The 20,371-nt window shown below is 34.2% G+C and carries 11 protein-coding genes; 5 read left to right on the top strand and 6 right to left on the bottom strand.

Annotation, left to right across the window (positions count from 1 at the left end):
* Positions 1-7: 7 nt before the first annotated feature.
* From ACECE_RS32390 to ACECE_RS0217070, 3 genes are read right to left on the bottom strand one after another with little or no spacing between them, the layout of a single operon-like run.
* Positions 8-6,655 (bottom strand): SNF2-related protein, encoded by a 6,648-nt coding sequence (locus ACECE_RS32390; RefSeq protein ID WP_010249441.1) that lies wholly within the window; start codon positions 6,653-6,655, stop codon positions 8-10.
* The gene (locus tag ACECE_RS0217075) at positions 6,652-7,680 is read right to left on the bottom strand and encodes a ParB N-terminal domain-containing protein (RefSeq protein ID WP_010249439.1); all 1,029 of its coding nucleotides are present in this window, start codon (positions 7,678-7,680) and stop codon (positions 6,652-6,654) included. The genes ACECE_RS32390 and ACECE_RS0217075 overlap by 4 nt, the downstream gene beginning before the upstream one ends.
* Positions 7,670-8,455 (bottom strand): ParA family protein, encoded by a 786-nt coding sequence (locus ACECE_RS0217070; RefSeq protein WP_010249437.1) that lies wholly within the window; start codon positions 8,453-8,455, stop codon positions 7,670-7,672. Before ACECE_RS0217070 ends, ACECE_RS0217075 begins: the two co-directional genes overlap by 11 nt.
* 229 nt (positions 8,456-8,684) lie before the next feature.
* On the opposite strand from ACECE_RS0217070, the gene ACECE_RS0217065 reads away from it, so the two are divergent.
* The gene (locus ACECE_RS0217065) at positions 8,685-8,900 is read left to right on the top strand and encodes a helix-turn-helix transcriptional regulator (RefSeq protein WP_010249435.1); all 216 of its coding nucleotides are present in this window, start codon (positions 8,685-8,687) and stop codon (positions 8,898-8,900) included.
* A 168-nt stretch (positions 8,901-9,068) separates the two neighbouring features.
* Positions 9,069-9,563 carry a manganese catalase family protein gene (locus ACECE_RS27910; protein WP_010249432.1) on the top strand — a complete coding sequence of 165 codons (495 nt, stop codon included), beginning with the start codon at positions 9,069-9,071 and terminating at the stop codon, positions 9,561-9,563.
* Between the two features lie 167 nt (positions 9,564-9,730).
* Here the strand turns inward: ACECE_RS27910 and ACECE_RS0217055 are convergent, their stop codons facing one another.
* Positions 9,731-11,074: a DUF6056 family protein gene (locus ACECE_RS0217055; RefSeq protein WP_010249424.1), complete on the bottom strand. Its 1,344-nt coding sequence runs from the start codon at positions 11,072-11,074 to the stop codon at positions 9,731-9,733.
* Positions 11,075-11,817: 743 nt separating this feature from the next.
* Between ACECE_RS0217055 and ACECE_RS0217050 the strand changes: the two genes are divergently transcribed.
* From ACECE_RS0217050 to ACECE_RS0217030, 3 genes are all read left to right on the top strand, one after another.
* On the top strand, positions 11,818-15,051 hold the full coding sequence (locus ACECE_RS0217050; RefSeq protein ID WP_026073889.1) for a hypothetical protein: 3,234 nt from the start codon (positions 11,818-11,820) through the stop codon (positions 15,049-15,051).
* Between the two features lie 26 nt (positions 15,052-15,077).
* Positions 15,078-16,256, top strand: a complete 1,179-nt coding sequence (locus ACECE_RS0217045) for a HEAT repeat domain-containing protein (protein ID WP_162862570.1) — start codon at positions 15,078-15,080, stop codon at positions 16,254-16,256.
* An 835-nt stretch (positions 16,257-17,091) separates the two neighbouring features.
* Complete coding sequence (locus ACECE_RS0217030; protein ID WP_010249420.1) at positions 17,092-18,474, top strand: [Fe-Fe] hydrogenase large subunit C-terminal domain-containing protein; 1,383 nt, start codon at positions 17,092-17,094, stop codon at positions 18,472-18,474.
* Positions 18,475-18,726: 252 nt separating this feature from the next.
* On the opposite strand, the gene ACECE_RS0217025 is transcribed toward ACECE_RS0217030, so the two are convergent.
* Together ACECE_RS0217025 and ACECE_RS0217020 are read right to left on the bottom strand one after the other, a co-directional pair.
* The gene (locus tag ACECE_RS0217025) at positions 18,727-19,722 is read right to left on the bottom strand and encodes a hypothetical protein (protein WP_205410200.1); all 996 of its coding nucleotides are present in this window, start codon (positions 19,720-19,722) and stop codon (positions 18,727-18,729) included.
* A 16-nt stretch (positions 19,723-19,738) separates the two neighbouring features.
* Positions 19,739-20,371: ExeA family protein (locus tag ACECE_RS0217020; protein WP_010249416.1), on the bottom strand; the 633-nt coding region annotated here is incomplete at its 5' end.

Here is a 20,371-nt window from a genome sequence, read left to right as displayed (position 1 = left end):
ATTTCTGCTATCTTTCAGCAATTGCCATTTCACATTTCAATTCCTCTTCCTGATACTCATTTTCATTTCCTTGCCCATTTTCATCAACAATAACTTCTTCCTGTTCCCTTAATTCTTTAAACTCTAATTTGGTGTTTATCTCTGCCTGACGAGCTGAAAATTCATTAAGCCGCTCTTCAAATTCAAAGGGCTTGTCTACTTCCGCCTTTGCTTCTTCAAGTTGTACTTTTGCATCCTCCAATTTCCTAACAGTATCATTAAGAACACCGTCAATTCTTTCTACAGCATTTTCTATTCTTGTAATACAGCCAAGTTCAGAATTACTAAACTCCGCACGATAAGTCAAGGTCCCTTTAATTTGCACCTCCATCTGCTCAAAACCTGTTCGAGCAAGTAAAATCTTAAAACCCCGATAATGACCTACTTCAACTGGATCACCATTTATAGCAATATCATTAATCTTACTCATCACAAGAAGTCTTTCCCCTGCTTTTACCCTTTCATCAAATACTTTCCCATCAATATTCATTATGAAATCCTGAGAAGTAGACTTATCCCTCAAACCAATATCCTTTATTAATCCTTCAATCTTCTGTTCACAATGGGCTATCAAGCCAGGATATTTGCTTTCAACACTTCTCTTTAGAATTATCCTTTCATTGTTCCAATTGGCTTTTAAAAGCTTTAACCTTGTAATTTCATTATCTACTTCCATTTTCTCAGCCAACAAAGGATTTGAGGTTGCAATAGCCTTTACCTCTGCTGCCGATAAAACAGTCTCATCCATATCCTCACAAGAACATGAAATGCTTTTCCCTGTCATTACCTGACTTATATACTTCAGTTTTTGCTCTTGAATCTGCCACAAGTAAGCATCAAAGGTACCTTTTGTAACATACCTAAAGATGTTTACTACCGGATTTTCATTCCCCTGTCTTAGGATTCTGCCATCCCGCTGCTCAATATCACTTGGTCTCCACGGACAATCAAGGTGGTGTACAGCAATGAGCTTATTTTGAACATTTGTACCAGTTCCGAGTTTTGACGTACTTCCAAGCAGTATTCTGACTTCACCAGCTCTTACCCTTTCAAATAATGTTTCTCTTTGTTCATCCGTCTTTGCATCATGAACAAAAGCTATCTCCTCAGCATTAATGCCTTTCTCAATGAGACAATCCTTAATTTCATCATAAACATTGAACTGACCCGGCTTTGGAGTACCCGAATCGCAAAAAATAATTTGTGTTGAACGGGATTCTTTTGTATCTTTCCATACTTCAAAAACCTTGCGGATGGCAATATTAAGCTTACTTTCCTCATCATTTGGAGCTTCTCCAATTACCAACCGTGGATCAATCGACATGAGCTTGGCTTCATTTGTTAGTTTCAGCATATTATCTACACATGCCTCTACTTCCCTGGTTCGGATTTTCTCAGCCCTCTCAACAAAGGTTTCCATAAGCATTTTTTGAAATTGTGTTGCTTCTGTGGCAATAATTGTTGCTTTACCACCATCAATATCAGGTGTTGGAAGTTTTAGCATATCTGCCGTCTGTATGTCCGCCACAAGCCCAAACATATTCATAAGTTCAGGCAGATTATGAAATTTAGCGAAACGATTTCTCATTCGGTATCCAGAGCCTTCAGGAGTAATTTCCAAGGAGGATACCACTTCTCCAAAGGTGGCTGCCCAGCTGTCAAAATAGTTTAGTCCCATGTTTTGAAGTAACTGTGGTTGTAAGAATTTTTGCATCACATACATCTCACTCATACTGTTTGAAATAGGAGTTCCGGTGGCAAATACAACTCCTTTTCCATTATTAATTTCTTGGAGATATTGACACTTCATAAGCATATCCGAAGCTCTTTGGCTTGATGATTTTCCAATCCCTGCTACATTCTTCATTTTTGTATAAGTGAAACAATTCTTATAAACATGGGCTTCATCTACAAACATGTAATCCGCCCCTAATTGTTCAAATGTTAAAAGGTCATCTTTCTTTCCCTCTGCCAAAAGCTTTGTAAGCCTGTTTTTAAGGTTGTTCTGAAAGATGACCATTTGTTTTATTGACCAATTATCTCCCTTTTCTTCACGAATCTTTTTTATAACATAAGAGATTTGATTAATCTCATCATTAAGCTGCCTTTCCTGACGTTCTTTTGATACAGGTATTCTTTCAAACTGGCTATGACCAATAATGATTGCGTCATATTCACCCATAGCAATACGAGAAACAAATTTATTACGGTTGGCTTTTTCAAAGTCTTTCTTTGTTGTCACTAGTATTTTAGTCTGTGGAAAGAACCGATAAAATTCTTTTGCCCATTGCTCTGTCAAATGGTTTGGGACTACATACATTGGTTTCTTGATTGCACCAATGCTTTTTAGATACATTCCTGAAGCAATAAGTGCTGCTGTTTTACCTGCACCAACTACATGTCCAGCTAAGCCTGTACCGGAATATATAACCCTGGCAGCAAAGTTCATTTGGTGAGGTCGAAGTTTTATCTCATCACTCATTCCTTGAAAAAACAAGTGAGAACCATCATAAACTCTAGGTCTTATGGTATTAAATTTGTCATTATAGATTTTTAGCAATATCTCTGCCCTATCTTTTTCATTAAACAACCAACCTGCAAAAGCTTCTTTTATCTGATTTTGCTTAGCTCTCGCTATCATGGTTTCATTTGCATTGATGACATATTTGATTTGGTCCTTACCATTTGAATCTACATAAGAAACAGGATCTCTTACTGTAGTACTTTGGAGATTTAAGCAATCCTCAAAAATCTGATATGCATTTACTCTTTTTGTTCCATAGGTATTGTTAACTTTTACTGAGCTTGAATCTCTTGCCTTATTTAACACACGCCATTGTGTTGTATATTCCATATAGTCGATATCTATAGTGTCTTTAAGATAATACGGAGTTCCAAAGGTTTCATGCATAAATTGACGATAATATTCTATGGGTATCCAAGGTGAGCCAATTCTAAAGTCGATTTCTCCAGGTAATAGTTTTTGAGGCTGCACTGCTTCTAAAGCTTTTACATTTCTCGAGAAAAGTTCAGGATATTCCTCTGCTTTCATTTTTGCATACAAAAGCTTATCCTTTACCTGTCCACTTAAGTATTCCTCATTCAGCTCCCATCCTTCATAGTAGTTCCCATAATACTTCTGAGGATTTAAATAAATCCTGTCTCCAAGTTCTCCTATTAACGTATCTGCACTTTTATTTGTCAAGGCTTCCATATAAGATAAATCTATTTTCATTTTTACATTTAGACTTATCTCAAGGGCTTCCTTTGATGTTTCTGCATGTTGGGGTAAACGATATGATTTAATTGTTGCCTTATAAAATATTGGTGCTTTTGTCCATGTTTTTTTATCATGGCTCTGGTCTTCAATTGAACGAAGCAATGGGAACTGGTCATCATCTGAAAACACTGCTATATTTGCTTTATCATTTATAAACCCACACTCTTTGACAAAATAGTCATAAGTATCATTTAATTTGTTTTGTGCTTCATTAAGCTCGCTAGGAAGATATTCCCTTGTTTGTACCTCAATAACTTCTAATAAGGCTCCCCTTATTTCACAAAGTCCTTTTATCCTATCTGCCTTTTTTCCGATGTAATCCTGTGGAATTAACTTGTTGTGCTCGCAATAATATATCTTATCTTCCATAACAGCATAAGTATAATTCTTTGTTCCAATAGGAGCTTCAATCTCTATCGTCTCATTATCATGTTCATCAACCTCTTCTACTGCTATATCTGCCTCAGCACAGAATGTTGCATTGAGTTTATTAATAGCATTATTTAACTCTGCATTTAGGTCCTGTCCATCTGGTGCAATGCAAGCTGTTCCATCTTCATTTCCATACATATTTCTACTATGCTGCATTTTCCCCAATATCATATCCGGATTATCTATAAAATACTGATTCATATGAATATAATCAGCCTTTCTTGTATCAGTGAAAACCCAATCAGGTAGAGAAAACTTGTCCAGATTCCTTGGGCTACTATACTTTTGAAAAAATAGAATATCAGCGGTAACCTCAGTTCCTGCAAGAGCTTTGAAAGCATTATTAGGAAGCCTGATAGCTCCTATTAAATCTGCTCTTTCTGCTATATATTCACGAACTTTTGTATCTTTCTTATCCATGGTGCCTTTACTTGTTATAAATCCAATGATTCCACCAGGCTTAAGTAAATCCAAAGACTTTGCAATGAAATAATCATGAATCAAAAAATCCTCCTCAGCGTATCTTTTGTCATAAAGTTTAATATTGTTGAAAGGAATATTCCCAAGTATGATATCAAATGAATTGTCTTCATAATTTGTAGTTTCATATCCCTGTACACTAATTTCACCCTTTTGATAGAGCTGCTTTGCTATTCTCCCAGTGATACTGTCAATTTCAACACCATAAATAGCTGTATCTTTAAGACCATCTGGAAGGACTGAAAAGAAATTTCCTGTTCCCATAGCCGGATCAAGTATCTTTCTATTTTTTCCACCTGCAAATCCAAACTGCCTAATTGCATTGTACATATGCTTTATTAAGTCAGGTTCAGTGTAATATGCTGTTATTGTTGAATTTCTTGCATCCTCATACTCTTTTTCATCGAGTAAATGTTTTAGTTCCTGATATTCATTTTCCCAACCTGTTACTGTATCAGAAAATGCGTTTGCCAAACCACCCCAGCCTACATAACGTGCTAAAACTATCTGCTCATCATGATCTGCAAGGCGATTTTCACTCTCAATCCTTTTTAACATCTTAATGGCTTCAATATTGTTTTTATATTTGGTTTTTGCTCCATTTGGATAGAGATTATAGCGTTCTGAATACTGGAAGTTTATTTTATTTGGTGAATCTTCATTATATTTCTCATCAGTTGAGAGTATTTCTTCTTGATTTTCTTCGGCTTCCAAGCTATTATTATCATTTTTCAAATTATCGTAATTTCCCTGTTCTTCAAGTGGTTTGTCTAAAAATAACGTTTTGACATCACTCTCAATACCTTGCAAACTATCATTTACATCAACAGAATCAGTTTTTAAAACTACCAATTCTTCATTCTGCAAATTTCTTATTTCATTGGTAGTGATATATCTTTCCTCATTAATAAGATTTTGAATAATGATAGCAGCTTTTAACCATGTTATAGTAGTGTTGTGTTTCTCACCATTTTCATCAACCCAATCAAATGAAATTCCTTTGCTGTCATGATTCTCAAAACGAATTCCACCTTTATTGACTGAATGTCCGCCAATTCCATATTCATTTTTCAAGAAAGCCGCAAATGCTGAACCTGTGGGATTTGTTAGTGAATAGTCATATATCCGCATCTTACCACCTTCTATAATGCTACCCTCTAGAAGAACAATCTCCATCAATTGCTCCTCGTGACTTTTTTCTCTTTTAGAGAATAATGACTGCCCACTTTTCTTAATATTTTCTTGCATTAAAAATGAGCCACTATCAAGTGACTCATCATAGGATGGTTTGTAATTTTCGTTATTAAGTTGGTTTATCTCACCTTGTATATCAGTTCGTTCAAGACTATTTCCTCCGCTGTCGCCCTTAGGCTGTTCATATGTCTTGTCTTCTCCATTATATCCTCTGTCTTTGGTATTTGATTCTCCATCAGCATCTGTTGCAGTATGTTCTCTATTCTCTCCACTGCTTCCTCCTGAACTTTGTGCATTATCTCCATCAGTGTTCCATCCATTTTCAAAATCATATATCGCTGTGGGTTTTGTTCCTTTAGATATTCCATTGCCATCCTGCCGTATTTGCCCAGAGGCTGGTCGTAATTGCTTTCGTTGGATATTTGAATATTGGGAAGTTTCATTCCATCCTTCTCTGTATAATCCATCTTTAATATATTCATCTCTAATATTCCTTTCTCTATCAAAAGTTTTGATACTTCTTTCAATTTCCATTAAAATACCTTTTGAAACTGATGTAACCAAATGACCAAGCCTTGCAATTAAAGGCAATGTATTAAAATGTGCAATAGTTGCCATGCCATTTCCAATACATATTTCTTCATCAGATAATCCACATCTTTTCCCTACAAAATATGAAATACTATCGCTTATTAGTTCTTGAAGCTGCATCTGCAATCCATCCTGCGGAAGACTTTCAAATACACTATTTTCATTCCCATCCTGAAAACTCTGTAATTGCAGGTATTGACTTTCCATAACAGCTTTATGTGATATTTGCTGAATACATTCCGAGAAATTTTCTGTGTTTAAACTATATCCTTTTGAAAAATGTATTACAATATGTTTTTTGAGTTCATCATCAAACTTCCAGTTGGTAGCAGTGAATTCTTTACCGTGTGTCTGGGAGACATCAAATAAATGTTTTATGGTAAGCCTTGCATTCTCATATTCACATACTGCAATTCCTGTAGAACCTTTATTAACGTACCTTCCAACTCTATTCCATATAGCTGTTGGTGCAAGCATTGTTACATTTGGATTCTGAGCAAATATAAGCAGCGTGTTATCAAAGCTATATTTATATAATGTTGATGCAAATCTTAGATAATCTCGCCAATTGCTTTCATTTCTTGTGATATGTGGAGCAATAGTTTCATAGATCGTCTTTAACTTTTCATCTTTTCTCAAAATGAATTAACCTCCTTCCTTTCAGGATGCATTTCAAAATACAGTTCAAGTGCTTCTTCCACCACCTTTTCAATTTCATTCGATTTAGCATCCGGAGAAAAAAACTTCGAATATACCTTATGCTTTATTTTAATTGGTGGAGTTGTTGATTTTGGCTTTTTATTTATCTCACCAGATAAAATTTGATATATGGCTTTTTCATTTAATTTATTATCATTTGAATAACTTCTTAGCATTTGTGTCTTCTTCATATCCACTTTAAACTCATTTTGAGATAGTACCTGTTCAATTTCTTTCTGCTCATTTTCTTTTAAATATGATATATCAACAGCACATCTTATAGAAATTTGATTGTTATCAATTCTATCTTTAAGTGCATTAGATATCTTGTCAATTCTCAATAGCCTAGCAACTGTATTCTTTGAAAGTCCATACTCACTGCCTACTTTTTCCCTTGTCGTTAACTTCTGCCCCAGTGGGGCAGAAGTTTCATTTTCCCTTATATATTCAGGGTTTTCAAGTCTTTTAAGTTCATTAATTATGTCATTTCTTTTGCCCTGTGAAAACATCTTTGAGTGACTTAGAGAAAGTACCGTTGCTTTTTCTGATGGAAGCATATCTGTAAATGACCTCTGAATCACATTAGTTTCTACAACATACATAAGGGCTTCTTCATCTGTTAAATATTCCTTTACAATACAAGGTCCCTCAATAAGTCCTGCAAGCTTTGCCCCATTCATTCGGTTGTGCCCGGCAAGCATTTCATACTCAAAACCATCTTCACCACATTCAATTTTCCTCACTATCATGGGAACCAATATACCATTTGCCTTTATGCTTTCAACCAAGTCATCAAGCCGCTCGCCGCTATATAATCTAAACGGATGATTTTGATAAGGTCGAATTTTCTCAAAAGATATAATCAGAAATACTTTATCATTTGCTTGAATTGGTAATGTTGGTTCATCTGCCATTAGTAATTCATCAAGGGATTTAACTTTTTTTGCAGTTGGTCTAGTTACCATTCATTATCAACTCCTTTGCCACTTCATCATAAGCAATTCCAGCTTTTGATTTTCTGTCAAAATCAATAATACTCATTCCATATCTATTGGCCTCTCCAACTCTTATGGAACGTGGTATATGTACTTTAAAAATCTTCATTCCATTTTTATATGCTTCTGTTACCTCTTCACATACTTCCCTATGAAGATTTGTCTGCATATCACACATAGTCAGAAGGATTCCCTCAAACTGAATTTTGGGATTGATTCTTTTTCTTATCTTCAAGATGGTCTTTGTTAAGTCCGTTAGCCCCATTGTTGCATAATACTCAGGATTGATTGGAATGATTACACTGTCAGCTGCTGACAAAGCATTGATAGTAAGTGGTCCTAAAGATGGATTTGTATCAATGAGAATATAATCATAATCCTTTCTGAGTGGTTCTAGGATATTGGCAAGTAACTTCTCGCTTCCCATTTCCATACGTAAGTTAGCTTCAACTACCGATAAATGAATACTACTTGGAATAAAGTCCAAATTTCCATGTGTATAAATGTATTCTTCTGGATATGGAAGCTGTTCTTCATCCATAGCCTTGTACATTATCTCGGCAATTGTGGTCGCTATCTTAGTATTCTCATCTACAAATGATGATGTAAGGTTGGATTGCGGGTCAAAATCTAAAGCAAGCACCTTCTTTCCCTGCTCTCCAAGGGAAAATGCCATATTTCTTACACTAGTGGTCTTGGCTACACCACCTTTTTGGTTTGCAACTGCTATAATCTTTGCATTCATATACACCCTTCTTTCTTAAATTCTTAAATATCCTAAATTTCTAAATTTCTAAACTTCCAAAATTTCCAAAATCCAAAATTTCGCTTTACGTTATACACTGCACAGTTTCATAATACACTATTAAGTGTGCACTTGCAATAATAAATAAATCTTACAATGTACTTTTTATTGTATTTATTGATAATACACACGATTGAGTGTATATTATTTATGAGGATGGTGATTAAAAATGCCTTTCACTATGGGTGAAAAAATTCGTATATTGGCAAAAAGAAAAAAAGTAACCATTTCAGAACTTGCTACTTTAATTGGTACTACTAATCAAAATTTATCTAATAAATTGACCCGGGATAATTTCTCAGAAAAAGAGCTTAAGCAAATTGCCGAAGCTCTTGGTTGTAGCTTTGAAGGATTTTTTATTTTTGAGGATGGAGATAGGGTGTAACTTTGAACGTTTGTTTAACAAACCCGACTTCAAAATTATTACAGTAAACATAGTTTTATAATGCGTGTGAGTACATATTTCTACCTTGATTTTATTTGTGCCCGCAATAGCACATTTCACACTCCACTTCCATGTTTATTTGTTTTATTCCCCGCAAAATCTTTGATAATGGCAACTTTTGATATAAAATATCTAACAGAAAGAGTAATTTCTCGTAAGTTTATAGTATGCCATTTTGATAATGATATAGGCACTGAGGAATTGGCTCATTTAGAGATTATAGGCTCGATAGTTCATCAACTTACAAAAGGTGTGCCGGCAGGCATACTTGAAAAGGAAGGTCTTGGTGCATATTACTCAGATCATGACCATGCTGTTTATCCTGTAAGTGCATCGGGTGTACCTTTTACTGCTGCATATATCCAGTCAAAAGGTGATCCTATTGCCGATTTGTATGAAGATATGGCTGCAGAGCAAAAAGCAAGAGCTACTTATGAAAATCTGATCAATCTTTCAGATGATCCCGATGTTATTGATCCGCTAAGGTTTCTAAGGGAAAGAGAAGTAGTTCACTTCCAGAGATTTGGCGAGGCTCTGAGGATTGTTGAAGAGAAATTGGCAGATAAGAAATTTTATATAACCAAGCCTGTAAATAAGGCATAATGGTGCCAAAAACAATACAAGATTTATTATTTTAGACTGTAATTAGGTTTGTGTGAAAAAACACATACTTTAATTATGGTCTTTTACATGTAATTTCCTATTTTTGCTTCTATCCCTAGCTCAACCTTGATCTGAATTCAATCAACAAATCATTAAATAGTAACATTTTATGCGAACAACTTTAAATACTCTAGACCTGCAAAAAAACCAATCACACTTGTGCTAAGCATAATATATTTTTTCAATTTTGAATCTAAAATTACTTGAAATAAAATTACACTGCAAATTATAAAAGCAAAATACATAAATATAAAAGTTCTTAAGCTTGATGCCCAAATAGTAGGAGAAAATGCCATTATAATGCGGGATCCAAATCCAAGTAATACTATAAAAATTGATAGCATAGAATATTTTTTGTTTTCAAATATAACATATAATGAAAATAGAACGGATACCAATGAAAAAGTTATTATAACATCAGGAAGCCAACTAGTGACAGAAAATATTTCTATCCCAGTTCCAAATTCAGTCATTGAATTTTTAACAAAATCAACAATAGGTAAAACCTCTACTAATAATCCACCTAAGTAACCAAATATTATACTTGTAGCAAATGGTACAGCTGCCATTACTTTATATAGGCCTTTTTTATTTGTAATTATCATGCATATCAATAATAATCCACTGAATAATGTAAATATAATATTAGGATTTATAATAAATTGAAATAAAGAAGATGAATATCCCATTTCTATTTTTCGCAATAAAGACATATTTGGATATTCAGGAAACCATCTCTTTACTTCTGATATTTTCCTAACATAATTACCTGGGCATGTGAGTATAAAAATTATGCTTGCAATGCCTAATATGCTTTGCACAAACATAAACAAATTTGGTCTTTTTTTAATGATCAAATATATTGTAAACACTAGATAAACTGATAAAACAATTGCACACATTTGTTCCTGGTTTAATGCAAAAAGTAAAGCTGTTATATAAAATATATACTCAAAACTCTTTATTTTTTCATCAAAAAGAATTTTCTTTATTGGTATCATGGAAAACAATCCAAAAGCAAGCGGCCAAGAATAATTCATAGTTGTTGCTATCCAGCCTGCAGTGCTCATGTGGCTGATTGGATAAATAAATATAATACCTGCAATTATCCAGTTGCTTCTTCTAATATCGCTGCTTGGAATCAGCTTTGATATACTTACTGACATGATAACCATTACAGCTGTATCTAGTATTCTCCATAGCCACTGAAAATGAACTAATTTTATGAGAAAAGGCTCTATTATTACTCTAGATGACCAGTTAAAATAACGATGTATAATAAAAGGCATAACATTTAAATTACTTTTGTTTAGTACCATTAAATACTCATGGTCATCGCCCCATCCTAATTTGATGGTGGAGTGAAAAAGCAACATTCCTAAGGTAAAAACCACAAATGGGAAGTACCTCCATTTATATAGTTTTATTATCTCATTTATTAGAAATCTCATAATCTGTTTCCTCTCCTTGACAATATAAATTGAGTTTGGCACCCATAATTTAGATGCCTTCCCCGTTTAAATATGTAGCTCAAGTCCCGCTATATCAACAGTATCTGCAAACTCCAAATTCTATTTTTAAGCAGGATTACTGACCTCGAACATCCGATTACTAAAAACCAGGTTTCAAATAATTCCTTAATGAATTGATATTGTTGTTTTTTTTAATTTCCAGTTCTACTTTCCACTTTTCGAGACACTATCAATTACAATCTGCGATAGTTCATTAGTCAACTATCAGAGCCTTTGTGCAAGTTTTCTTACACAATCATTCTATATAAATAAGTCCCCTAAATTTTCATGAGCTTCTATTCATATAAAATACGACAGAAAATGTAAAGCATCATACTAATTGAAAGACTTGCAATTTAAGCATCAAAGTCTCTGGTTTGACATATTCCGAGGTGTGGGTGTTGTTTCAATTCAAGGAAAATTATCTCTATGGACCAATGTATAGAAAACACAACGGATATTGTATATCACAGTCACAAGAAATGTCAATAATAATATATGATAATATCACGGTTTATAACACGGTTTATGTTTATATGTTGAACATAATACAATCTCTTGCACTAATACTTACATTTTTGTTATCATTATGTTGGAATTTCTTTATTATTAAAGCTTCCAAAATACATTTTCCTTCAGCCTGTATGGTCTCATAAATAATAAACATGAAAGGCACTAATAACATGAATAATTTTAATAGTCCAGGAATGCCTGTTGATTTATTGCACGAACTAATAGAAAGTGATGATATTTCCAAAGTATATATTTCGCTCAACTATTTAATGGAAAACATTCATTCAGAAACAAACAACAAAGTATTATCTCAATGGTCTAAGATTATACAAGATGTAAATCTTCAAAATTCCCCAGATTTGCAATTGTTATATGCTGATGTATTCTATGAATTATTTAATTATAATAGCAAAATGGTATTCCCTAATTGGAAAAGTTGGAGTGCTCCAATTGTGGTACAGCTAAAATTGAGACAGCTGGAATTCTATCTTCAAACAGATAAAATTGATTTTAATGATATTGATGAAATAACTCTTCAGGGATTATTTGATTTGGATACAAAAAAGTTATTGTATCCGGAAATCTTCTTTGAGAAAATCTGTTCTTCAAATAATTATAATGTTCAAAATATTACATTAAAGTTAATAAGGCAAAGTCTGAGCAACTGTATTATCTTACCTAATCAGGCATATGAATACCTTATGCAGCTTTGCAGAACATCAAATTTATTAGTTCTTAAAGATGCGTTAGAATTTCTCTCAGAAGGATGGGCTCAATGTGAAGACTATCCGAAAGTACTAGTTGAAAAAGCATTTAAAACTGATTCCTTTTATGTAAAAAAATCAGCCGTAAAGCTATTGGAATCCTGGGACCAGTTTGACAAACTTGAACTAATTTTAAAAGATGAAAAACAAAACCCGTTGATCAGATGTGAAACGATGAAAGCTTTAGGAAGAAGCTCAAGGAAAGATTTGATTGATGATATATTAAGCATTTCATCATCTGACAGTTTATGTTTTGGAGAAGCATGTTTTAACGCTTTGGAAACACTTCACCATTGTGGTATTTTTATAAAAGAAAACCACCTGGAGGATTTAATAAAAATATTTATTGAGAACAGCAAATGCAGTGAACAAATATTTGAAATGATAACATTTACATGTCGCGAACAATTAATATTAAGATTAAACTCCATGAAAGATGATTTTGATCTATGGAATAGGATGTGTCTGGTTATTCCACTACTTCAGACAGAGAGCAAGCTAAAAATGCTGTTAAACGTTCTTGAAAGAGTCAATGATATTTCTACAAAAAAAAGTATTATAAAAGTTATTGGAATGGTTGGAGGAAAAGCCGAAGAAGAAATCATATTGAATTATCTGGAAGCTTGTCCCCAGGAATGTCTAAATGCGTTAAAACACATTGGGAGTGAGAAAACTGTTGATATTTTATGGAATGCTTTAGGTGTTGAGTCAGATAATCATTTTATAGCTCCATATATTTTTCCCTATCAAAAAGAGGCATTAACGCTTTTATGGCACTTGAGTAAAAACGAAAAACGGAATATATTAAAAGCAAAACTGAATCCCGTCAATATTCCATCCGGTATAATATGTGATATTGTACCAACCTTAAGTGAAATTGACATGAAACTGTTATTGCTTCAAAAAGATCTTGTTTCAGAAGAAATAATTCTAACCCTCTGCCAATATGGAAGTTCTAAAACAATAGAAGAAATATCCCAGCTTTTAATGAGGCATGTTTCAGAGATAGCTGCAAACAAACATTTTGAAGCTGTGGATAAAGAAGAATACAAAAGCGAACCTGTTGTATCCAATAGCATACACCAGGCTATTATTAAGTTTGGAGAAAACCTATTTAAAAGGGGTAAAATAAGGCCAGTATACCTTTTAAAAGCTGAAACCGCTCATCAGGCAGGAGAAATCCTGTTATCCGAAATAGTATTTGATATAATTGAAAACAGGACATCATCACCTGAAGAAATAAGAATCCTTCTTGAAATCCTTGAAAATCTCAAATACAATAATATTTCATCCAAAATCCGAAAACTAATCAGACATAAGGAACCTCAGATTCGAAAAATGGTAATCAGATGTATGGTAAAACAACATGTCATTGGCCATTCCTTTGATATATTAAGACTTCTTGAAAAAGATGATGTTGAAACTATAAGGCAGGCAAATATTGCAATGGAAGAATTTAATGCAGTATGGGCTAGCAGCTATGTAGTTAAATGTCTTGAACATCCAAACATGAATATAAAGAAAACAGCAGCTAAAGCATTAGCCAAAATTGGTGACTATAAAATTGTTAAAAGTCTTGTATTCTGGCTTTCTCATCATGATAACACTGAGTTCAGACAGCTTCTGACAGATGCACTCAAAGCTGTTGCAGGTCCCGGGCACTTGTTACTCATATTAAGAGAACTTGAAAAATCAAGTGAAGAAAGAAAAACTGAACTTTTACTAAAAACATTTGATGGGAACATAAATAAAGAATTGGTAAAAAACTTATTGAGAAATAAATCAAAAGCATCACAAATAGTTATTGAAGCATTGATAGATGGCAGAATAAGGCTCATAAATGGCAGCATTATTGAATTAATTAATAGTGAAAATAACTTTTACAAGGATAAATTCAACAAACTCATTAATAAAACCAGCTTTATAAATAAAAAAATCATGACATCGGATATTTTAAGTGAATCTAATGACCTCTGGGACAAAAATGAAATAAAAGGACTATTGAGAAGAAGATCTCTATCAGACTCTGAAATGGAGTTTGTTATACTCCATTTTCCAATAGAATGGCTTGACTTTATAAGTGAAACAGAACCTTTCTCTATGAACAGCGTTAAAAAGTTTCTTGAAATTGCTGAAAAATCATTTACAGATAAACATTATGAAATAATAGCTGATAAAGTATTTGTAATACTCAAAATTCTTCAATCAGACACTATAACTTTAGATCTGGCACAGAGAATTATCCAAATACTAAACAAAGTATTCACTTTACTTCCAAAGCCCATTGCTGTTAAAGCAACAGCATTTATAAGAGAAATTCCAATAGTTATTGCTCCTGATTATGACTGGGCTTGCAAATTAATCAAACAAAGCAATTGTATTTTGCTTGATTCAGATGTTTATAGTATCATTTTTAAACTTAATGCACTCGATAGAATTAATTTACTAAAAGATGCTTATAAATTAAGCTTTATAAATTATGATACGTCTGACCATACTTCTTGTATTATAGAAAATAAGAAGGTCTTAATGCCGGTCAATACAAAAATATGTTGGAAACCTTGTTTCACAATCTTATTAAAATCAATAATCATGATGATAAAGAAAACTTTAATTCATTACAAAAAATGCTTCCGCTAAATGTACCTTCATGGTCAGACAGAAAATTGGATGAGGAAAATAAAGAAATTGAAACCATAAAAGTCAATACTTACAAACAAAGTATAGTGTACAATAATCAGTACAAACAATATTTGTTGAACCTTCTTAATGATCCGGAGTCCAAATTGTCAGAAAAAGCTGCTACTTCGATTTTAGATTGGGATGGGGTGGAATCAGCTAAAAAGCAGGTTTTTACTGCCTATCTTGATGGAAAAATCAATTTGGATAGTAAGTATCAAAATAAATTGCATGAAATGCTACCGACTTTTACAGCCAATTGGTATATTACACAAATAAAAACACAATCAAACCAGTGGGTTTGTAGATTGTTACAATTAATTTCAACCACCAATACTTTAAGTCGGCAAGATTATATTTCATGGCTTTATGAAATTTGGCAGATTAAAGATAGAACTCTCTCAAAGAAAGCATATGATTGCCTTGTAGGAATCGATGCTTTTGTGCTGATTGGCGAAAGTGCAAAATATGCTAAAGTCAATCAAACGTTAGCAATTAAAGAAGATTTCAGCATTGAATACTATGAAAGTATATGTCAGCAGCTTAAAAAGGAGGGCTTATTGCACATTAAAAACTTAAAACCTCTGTTTCTTGGTGAAGATCAAATAAAAGAACTCAACAAAGCATATATAGAGCTTCATAGTCCAGAAAATTCTAGCTTTAGTGACCCTATTGAAGATAAAAATCAGTTATACGATTTAATAAATGATGCCCAGAGTAGTGATAGCGAAAAAATTATAATGGCATTAAAAAAACTGTCAAAATTCAAAAATAATAATGTAATAGACGTTGTTACTTCATTAATAGATCATAATGATTCCAGAGTAAGGTCAAATGCACACAGATGTCTCAGACAAGTTTCAGATAGGCAGCATTATTTAAATGTTACCTGCAAATTATTACACGATCCACGAATTGATGTTAGGAAAAGTGCTATACGAACATTATCGTTTTCAAAATACGAACCGGCAATACCTTTAATTATTGATCTATTATCAGACAACAATCCAAAACTTCGAAAATATGCATCAGAAGGGCTGAAAATTATGGGCTCCTGTACTATTTCAAAATTAATTAAAGCAGAAAAAAAGGCCCGTCCTGACCAAAAGCACAGATATAGGGAAATTATTAATTCTATTCAAGCAAAAATTGAGGAGGGAATTTAAGTAAGTAGTATGGGAAGTATACTGGGAATGTAAGTAAGTTAATCAGGAACCACCCGTAAAATGGTTGTTATGTTCTGGGGCTATAAGCCCCTGTTAACAGCGCCTTAAAACGCTAGCTGCTAGTTTATTCAAGCCACTACCTTTTTCTCTTCCACAACCATCTTTAATTTATTTTATCTGCTCTCCTTTAATGCCGAGTACATTCTCAATATTAGGCAGAAGATCTTATATCAAAAGTTAGTCATCGATAAATAGGTATCTATAAACCTTTTTGTCTCTATGCCTTTCAAAGTATGATAGCATAAATGCTTCTTCACTTGTATCTATTTCAAACATCTTTATTCTCTCCTTCGATTTCTAACACTTGACAGCACATTACTGTGGTGGACCATAATCGAGTTAAATTCTTTATAGTATCTGCTGTCAAACATATAAAATTTAACATTAGAATTTTTGTATCATATTTGTTCTCAACATCCCTAATAACTAATAGGATATATCCGGTTGCTATTGGAAATAGCATCATATAATCTGACATGGTTATAAGTTCTCAAACCAAATGAGCGTTATCCTGTCATTCATTGCAGGCTGCCTAATGCGGTACGTTAGTAAATCAATAACTACACAACTTATAACATTTTACTAGACTCAAATAGTAAAATACATAAATGATAGTCCCTAATTATTTTCACTTTTTAGTTAAATTTTTGTGTTTACTTATTTCGTTGAAATCATATTAAAATAGTTGCCAAACCCATGTTCAATATGATATTTTTAAATCTGTTGGGCAAGCTACAAATGTCAAATCACATTAAATAAGACGGGGTGGTATTTTATGGACAACCGCTTTGCTGGTTTTCAGGAAAAAAGAATGAAAATTTTCGGTGAGATCGTAGAAATGTATTGGAACGACCGCCTTAATACTGCCGACGATCTTAATAAGCTTGCTGATGATATCAGGGTCAAATATAACTTTACGGATCAGGATCTGCCTTTTATAAAGGATCATATCCGAATTGCGATGGGGCTGGATCCGAAGGGCGGCAGAGAGTTCTCAGACGAGCTTGATATCGTAAAGAAATCCGAAGCAGTTGGTGAAACGATTATCGCGAAAATAGACGGTGCCTGCAAATACTGCGAAGACCCCGACTGCAGCGGCCATTGCAAATATGAGGCCCAGATCTACAGAAGGAATGAAGGTCCCGTCATTGAGAACAATAAATGCCTAAGCTGCGGCGGATGTGTAGTCAGTTGTGATTTCGGAGCACTGGCCGACAAGATCGAGTTCATCCCGCTGATCGACCTGCTGAAGAGCAAAAGCAGAAAGGTTTTTGCCGTAGTTGCACCTGCCATAGCTGGACAGTTCGGCGAAGATGTAACTTTGGGGCAGCTAAGATCAGCCTTCAGGGTAATGGGCTTTGAAGACATGATCGAAGTCGCCATGTTTGCAGATATTCTATCTATACGCGAGGCGTTCGAGTTCAGCAGCCTCGTCAAAACAGAAAAAGATTTCTTCCTGACCAGCTGCTGCTGCCCGGTGTGGTTCAATCTGACCAGGAAAGGCTACCCAGAAATGTATAGGCATATGTCCCCATCAGTCTCCCCCATGATCGCATCGGGCAGGTTCCTAAAGGAATTGTACAAGGACGCCGCAGTCGTCTTTTTCGCTCCATGCATAGCAAAAAAAGCTGAGATCAACGAACCTGAACTGCGCGGAGCCATTGATTTCGTAATTAATTTCAGAGAGCTTGCTGAGATCTTTAACGCTCTCAAAATACATCCGAAAGATCTTCCCGGCGACGAAAAGGATCAGGCGTCCCTTGGCGGGAGGCTTTATGCAAAAACAGGAGGTGTGAGCTTTTCAGTAAAAACCGTCGTTAACAGGCTTGAACCAAGCAGGGTCATCAAGCTCAAATCGAAGCGCGTCGACGGCGTTAAAAACTGCAAGGAGCTCTTGGACAGGCTAAATGCGGGAGAAGAAATAGACGCGAATTTCATAGAAGGCATGGGTTGCTCAGGAGGCTGTGTCGGTGGCCCGAGGACAAACATAGATGCAGACAGAGCAACAAGGATAGTTAACGAAACTGGGGAGGATTCATATATCCTGACACCTTTTGATAATATGAACGTAATGATAGTACTCAGACAATCGGGTATCCATTCTATCGAAGAGATCGTTCAAAACAGGCATGTTTCAGAGCTGCTGAAACGGGAATAGTCTTGCTGAATAAAAAACCTATAAAGGGATTTTTTTATCGTCCACTTTATAGGTTCCATTTTAATCTGTCTACTTTAAGGGAAGCATATCAATTCCGCTTGTATCGACTTATTGTCCAATGCAGATTCTAAAATATTAAACGCTTTTAAGGCAAAAAGTTTTTGTATTGAATCCTTATTTAGCAGTTTTCATCCTTGGGTGATAATTCATTGTTTCTAAGCCAGGCACTCCGAATACTGCTGCCTACAATATTTAGTATGAGCTTAAATCAACAAGTTTTCCATTTTCACGCAAATGAAATGTTGCGCTTAATACTCCCAACTTCTCTTTTGACGCTTTTTTATTAATGAATTCCGATTGATAGAGTACTTTTGCTGTTTGCGTGTCAATTACCACAAGTTCATTTATTCGCTTTCCATCTACACCCATTACTCCAAATAACTTACCATCATGCAAGGAGAAAAACGAGCCAAAACCACATGTGGTGATTTTTCCGTGTTCGGACTTTATTTCAATATATTGAGATTTCAAAAGCTTTAAACTATTATCATAATACTTTAAGCATGGTTTAAATGTATCTTTTTCACTCGATAATACTAAATATCCATTATCTATTGGAAATACCTTTTCAATATAATCAGCCTCGAAAATAGTATCTGCTTTTTTTGTTTTAAAATCATACCTAAGAAAAACCCCTCTATTCTCATTCTGAATTATTTGCTTGTTTATAGATCTTTTAATTTTATATTCAGAAGTTGCCTTAAAATAATTATCATTATGAATAAAAACCCCTCCAAAATTTGAAGTTGCTGAATCAACTGCGAACTCATTATATGGCAATTCTAAAATTTCTACTTTATAATCTTTTACATCAACTTTATATATCTTGTTTGAATACACATATACTGCGTCTTCTGTAATTTGATATGTATATATGTTACGATCTTCATCATTTTTAATTGTAACCTCTTTTACATCATTCTCATACAAAAAATAAATTTTCCAATCAAACGTATCGAATGACTCATATAGAAACAATTCATATTTAGCTGTACTTGCATAATATATTAGTTGTCCATATGAATCAGATAATAATCTATTTAGTTTTAATTGCTTTATTAGTCTTGTTTCTGAACTCACTGGATATTTATTGGCAAACGTTAGTGTCGCTGCTCGGTCTGTTTGACCGCTCTTTGCCCAAATTTTGTGTCCGTATATTTTGCTCATTAACCCTGTCCGATACTTCACCGAACAGGGTAATTAATTACCAATTGAATTCATCTTCAATTATGAGCCTTACTACATGATCATCTATCAACTTTGTTTGCCTTTGTGCTGCGTGCATCAGGCAGGCTATACATACTTTATTGATTTTCCTTGCTACTCCATGAGAATAGTCATAAATTTCGCCAATAGCCTTCTCGGTAAATATATCCCTGGTTTCTCCTGCATATTCAAGATGCTTTTTGATGTATTCTCCGGTTTGTTGCCGATCGTAAGGGGTAAGGTGATAACGTATATCTATCCTTTGGCATATTGCCTCATATATCTGTTTTTTCAGAACATCTCTAAGTTCACTCTGTCCCGCTAGAATTAAACTCATTGGATTGTATGAATCCATCTTAAAGTTTAAGAGAAACCGTACTTCCTCTAGCATTTCTCTTGATAAAAGATGTGCTTCGTCTGATATTATCACTGGTATCCTCTTTTGTGTTTCTATGAGGTTCGATAGCTCACGGGTTAACTGACGTTTTGCATCTCCTCTGTAAAATTTTGCTTCGCAACCTAGTTGGGTTAATACCTCCCAGTAGAAATTTCTTGGTGTTAAAGATGAATCACTTATGGACATTACCTTGTAACGATTGATATCAAGGCTATCTACTAACTTTCTTAGCGC

This window comes from Acetivibrio cellulolyticus CD2, from assembly GCF_000179595.2.
Taxonomy (GTDB): Bacteria; Bacillota; Clostridia; order Acetivibrionales; family Acetivibrionaceae; genus Acetivibrio; species Acetivibrio cellulolyticus.
This window is presented reverse-complemented; position numbering and strand designations above follow the sequence as displayed.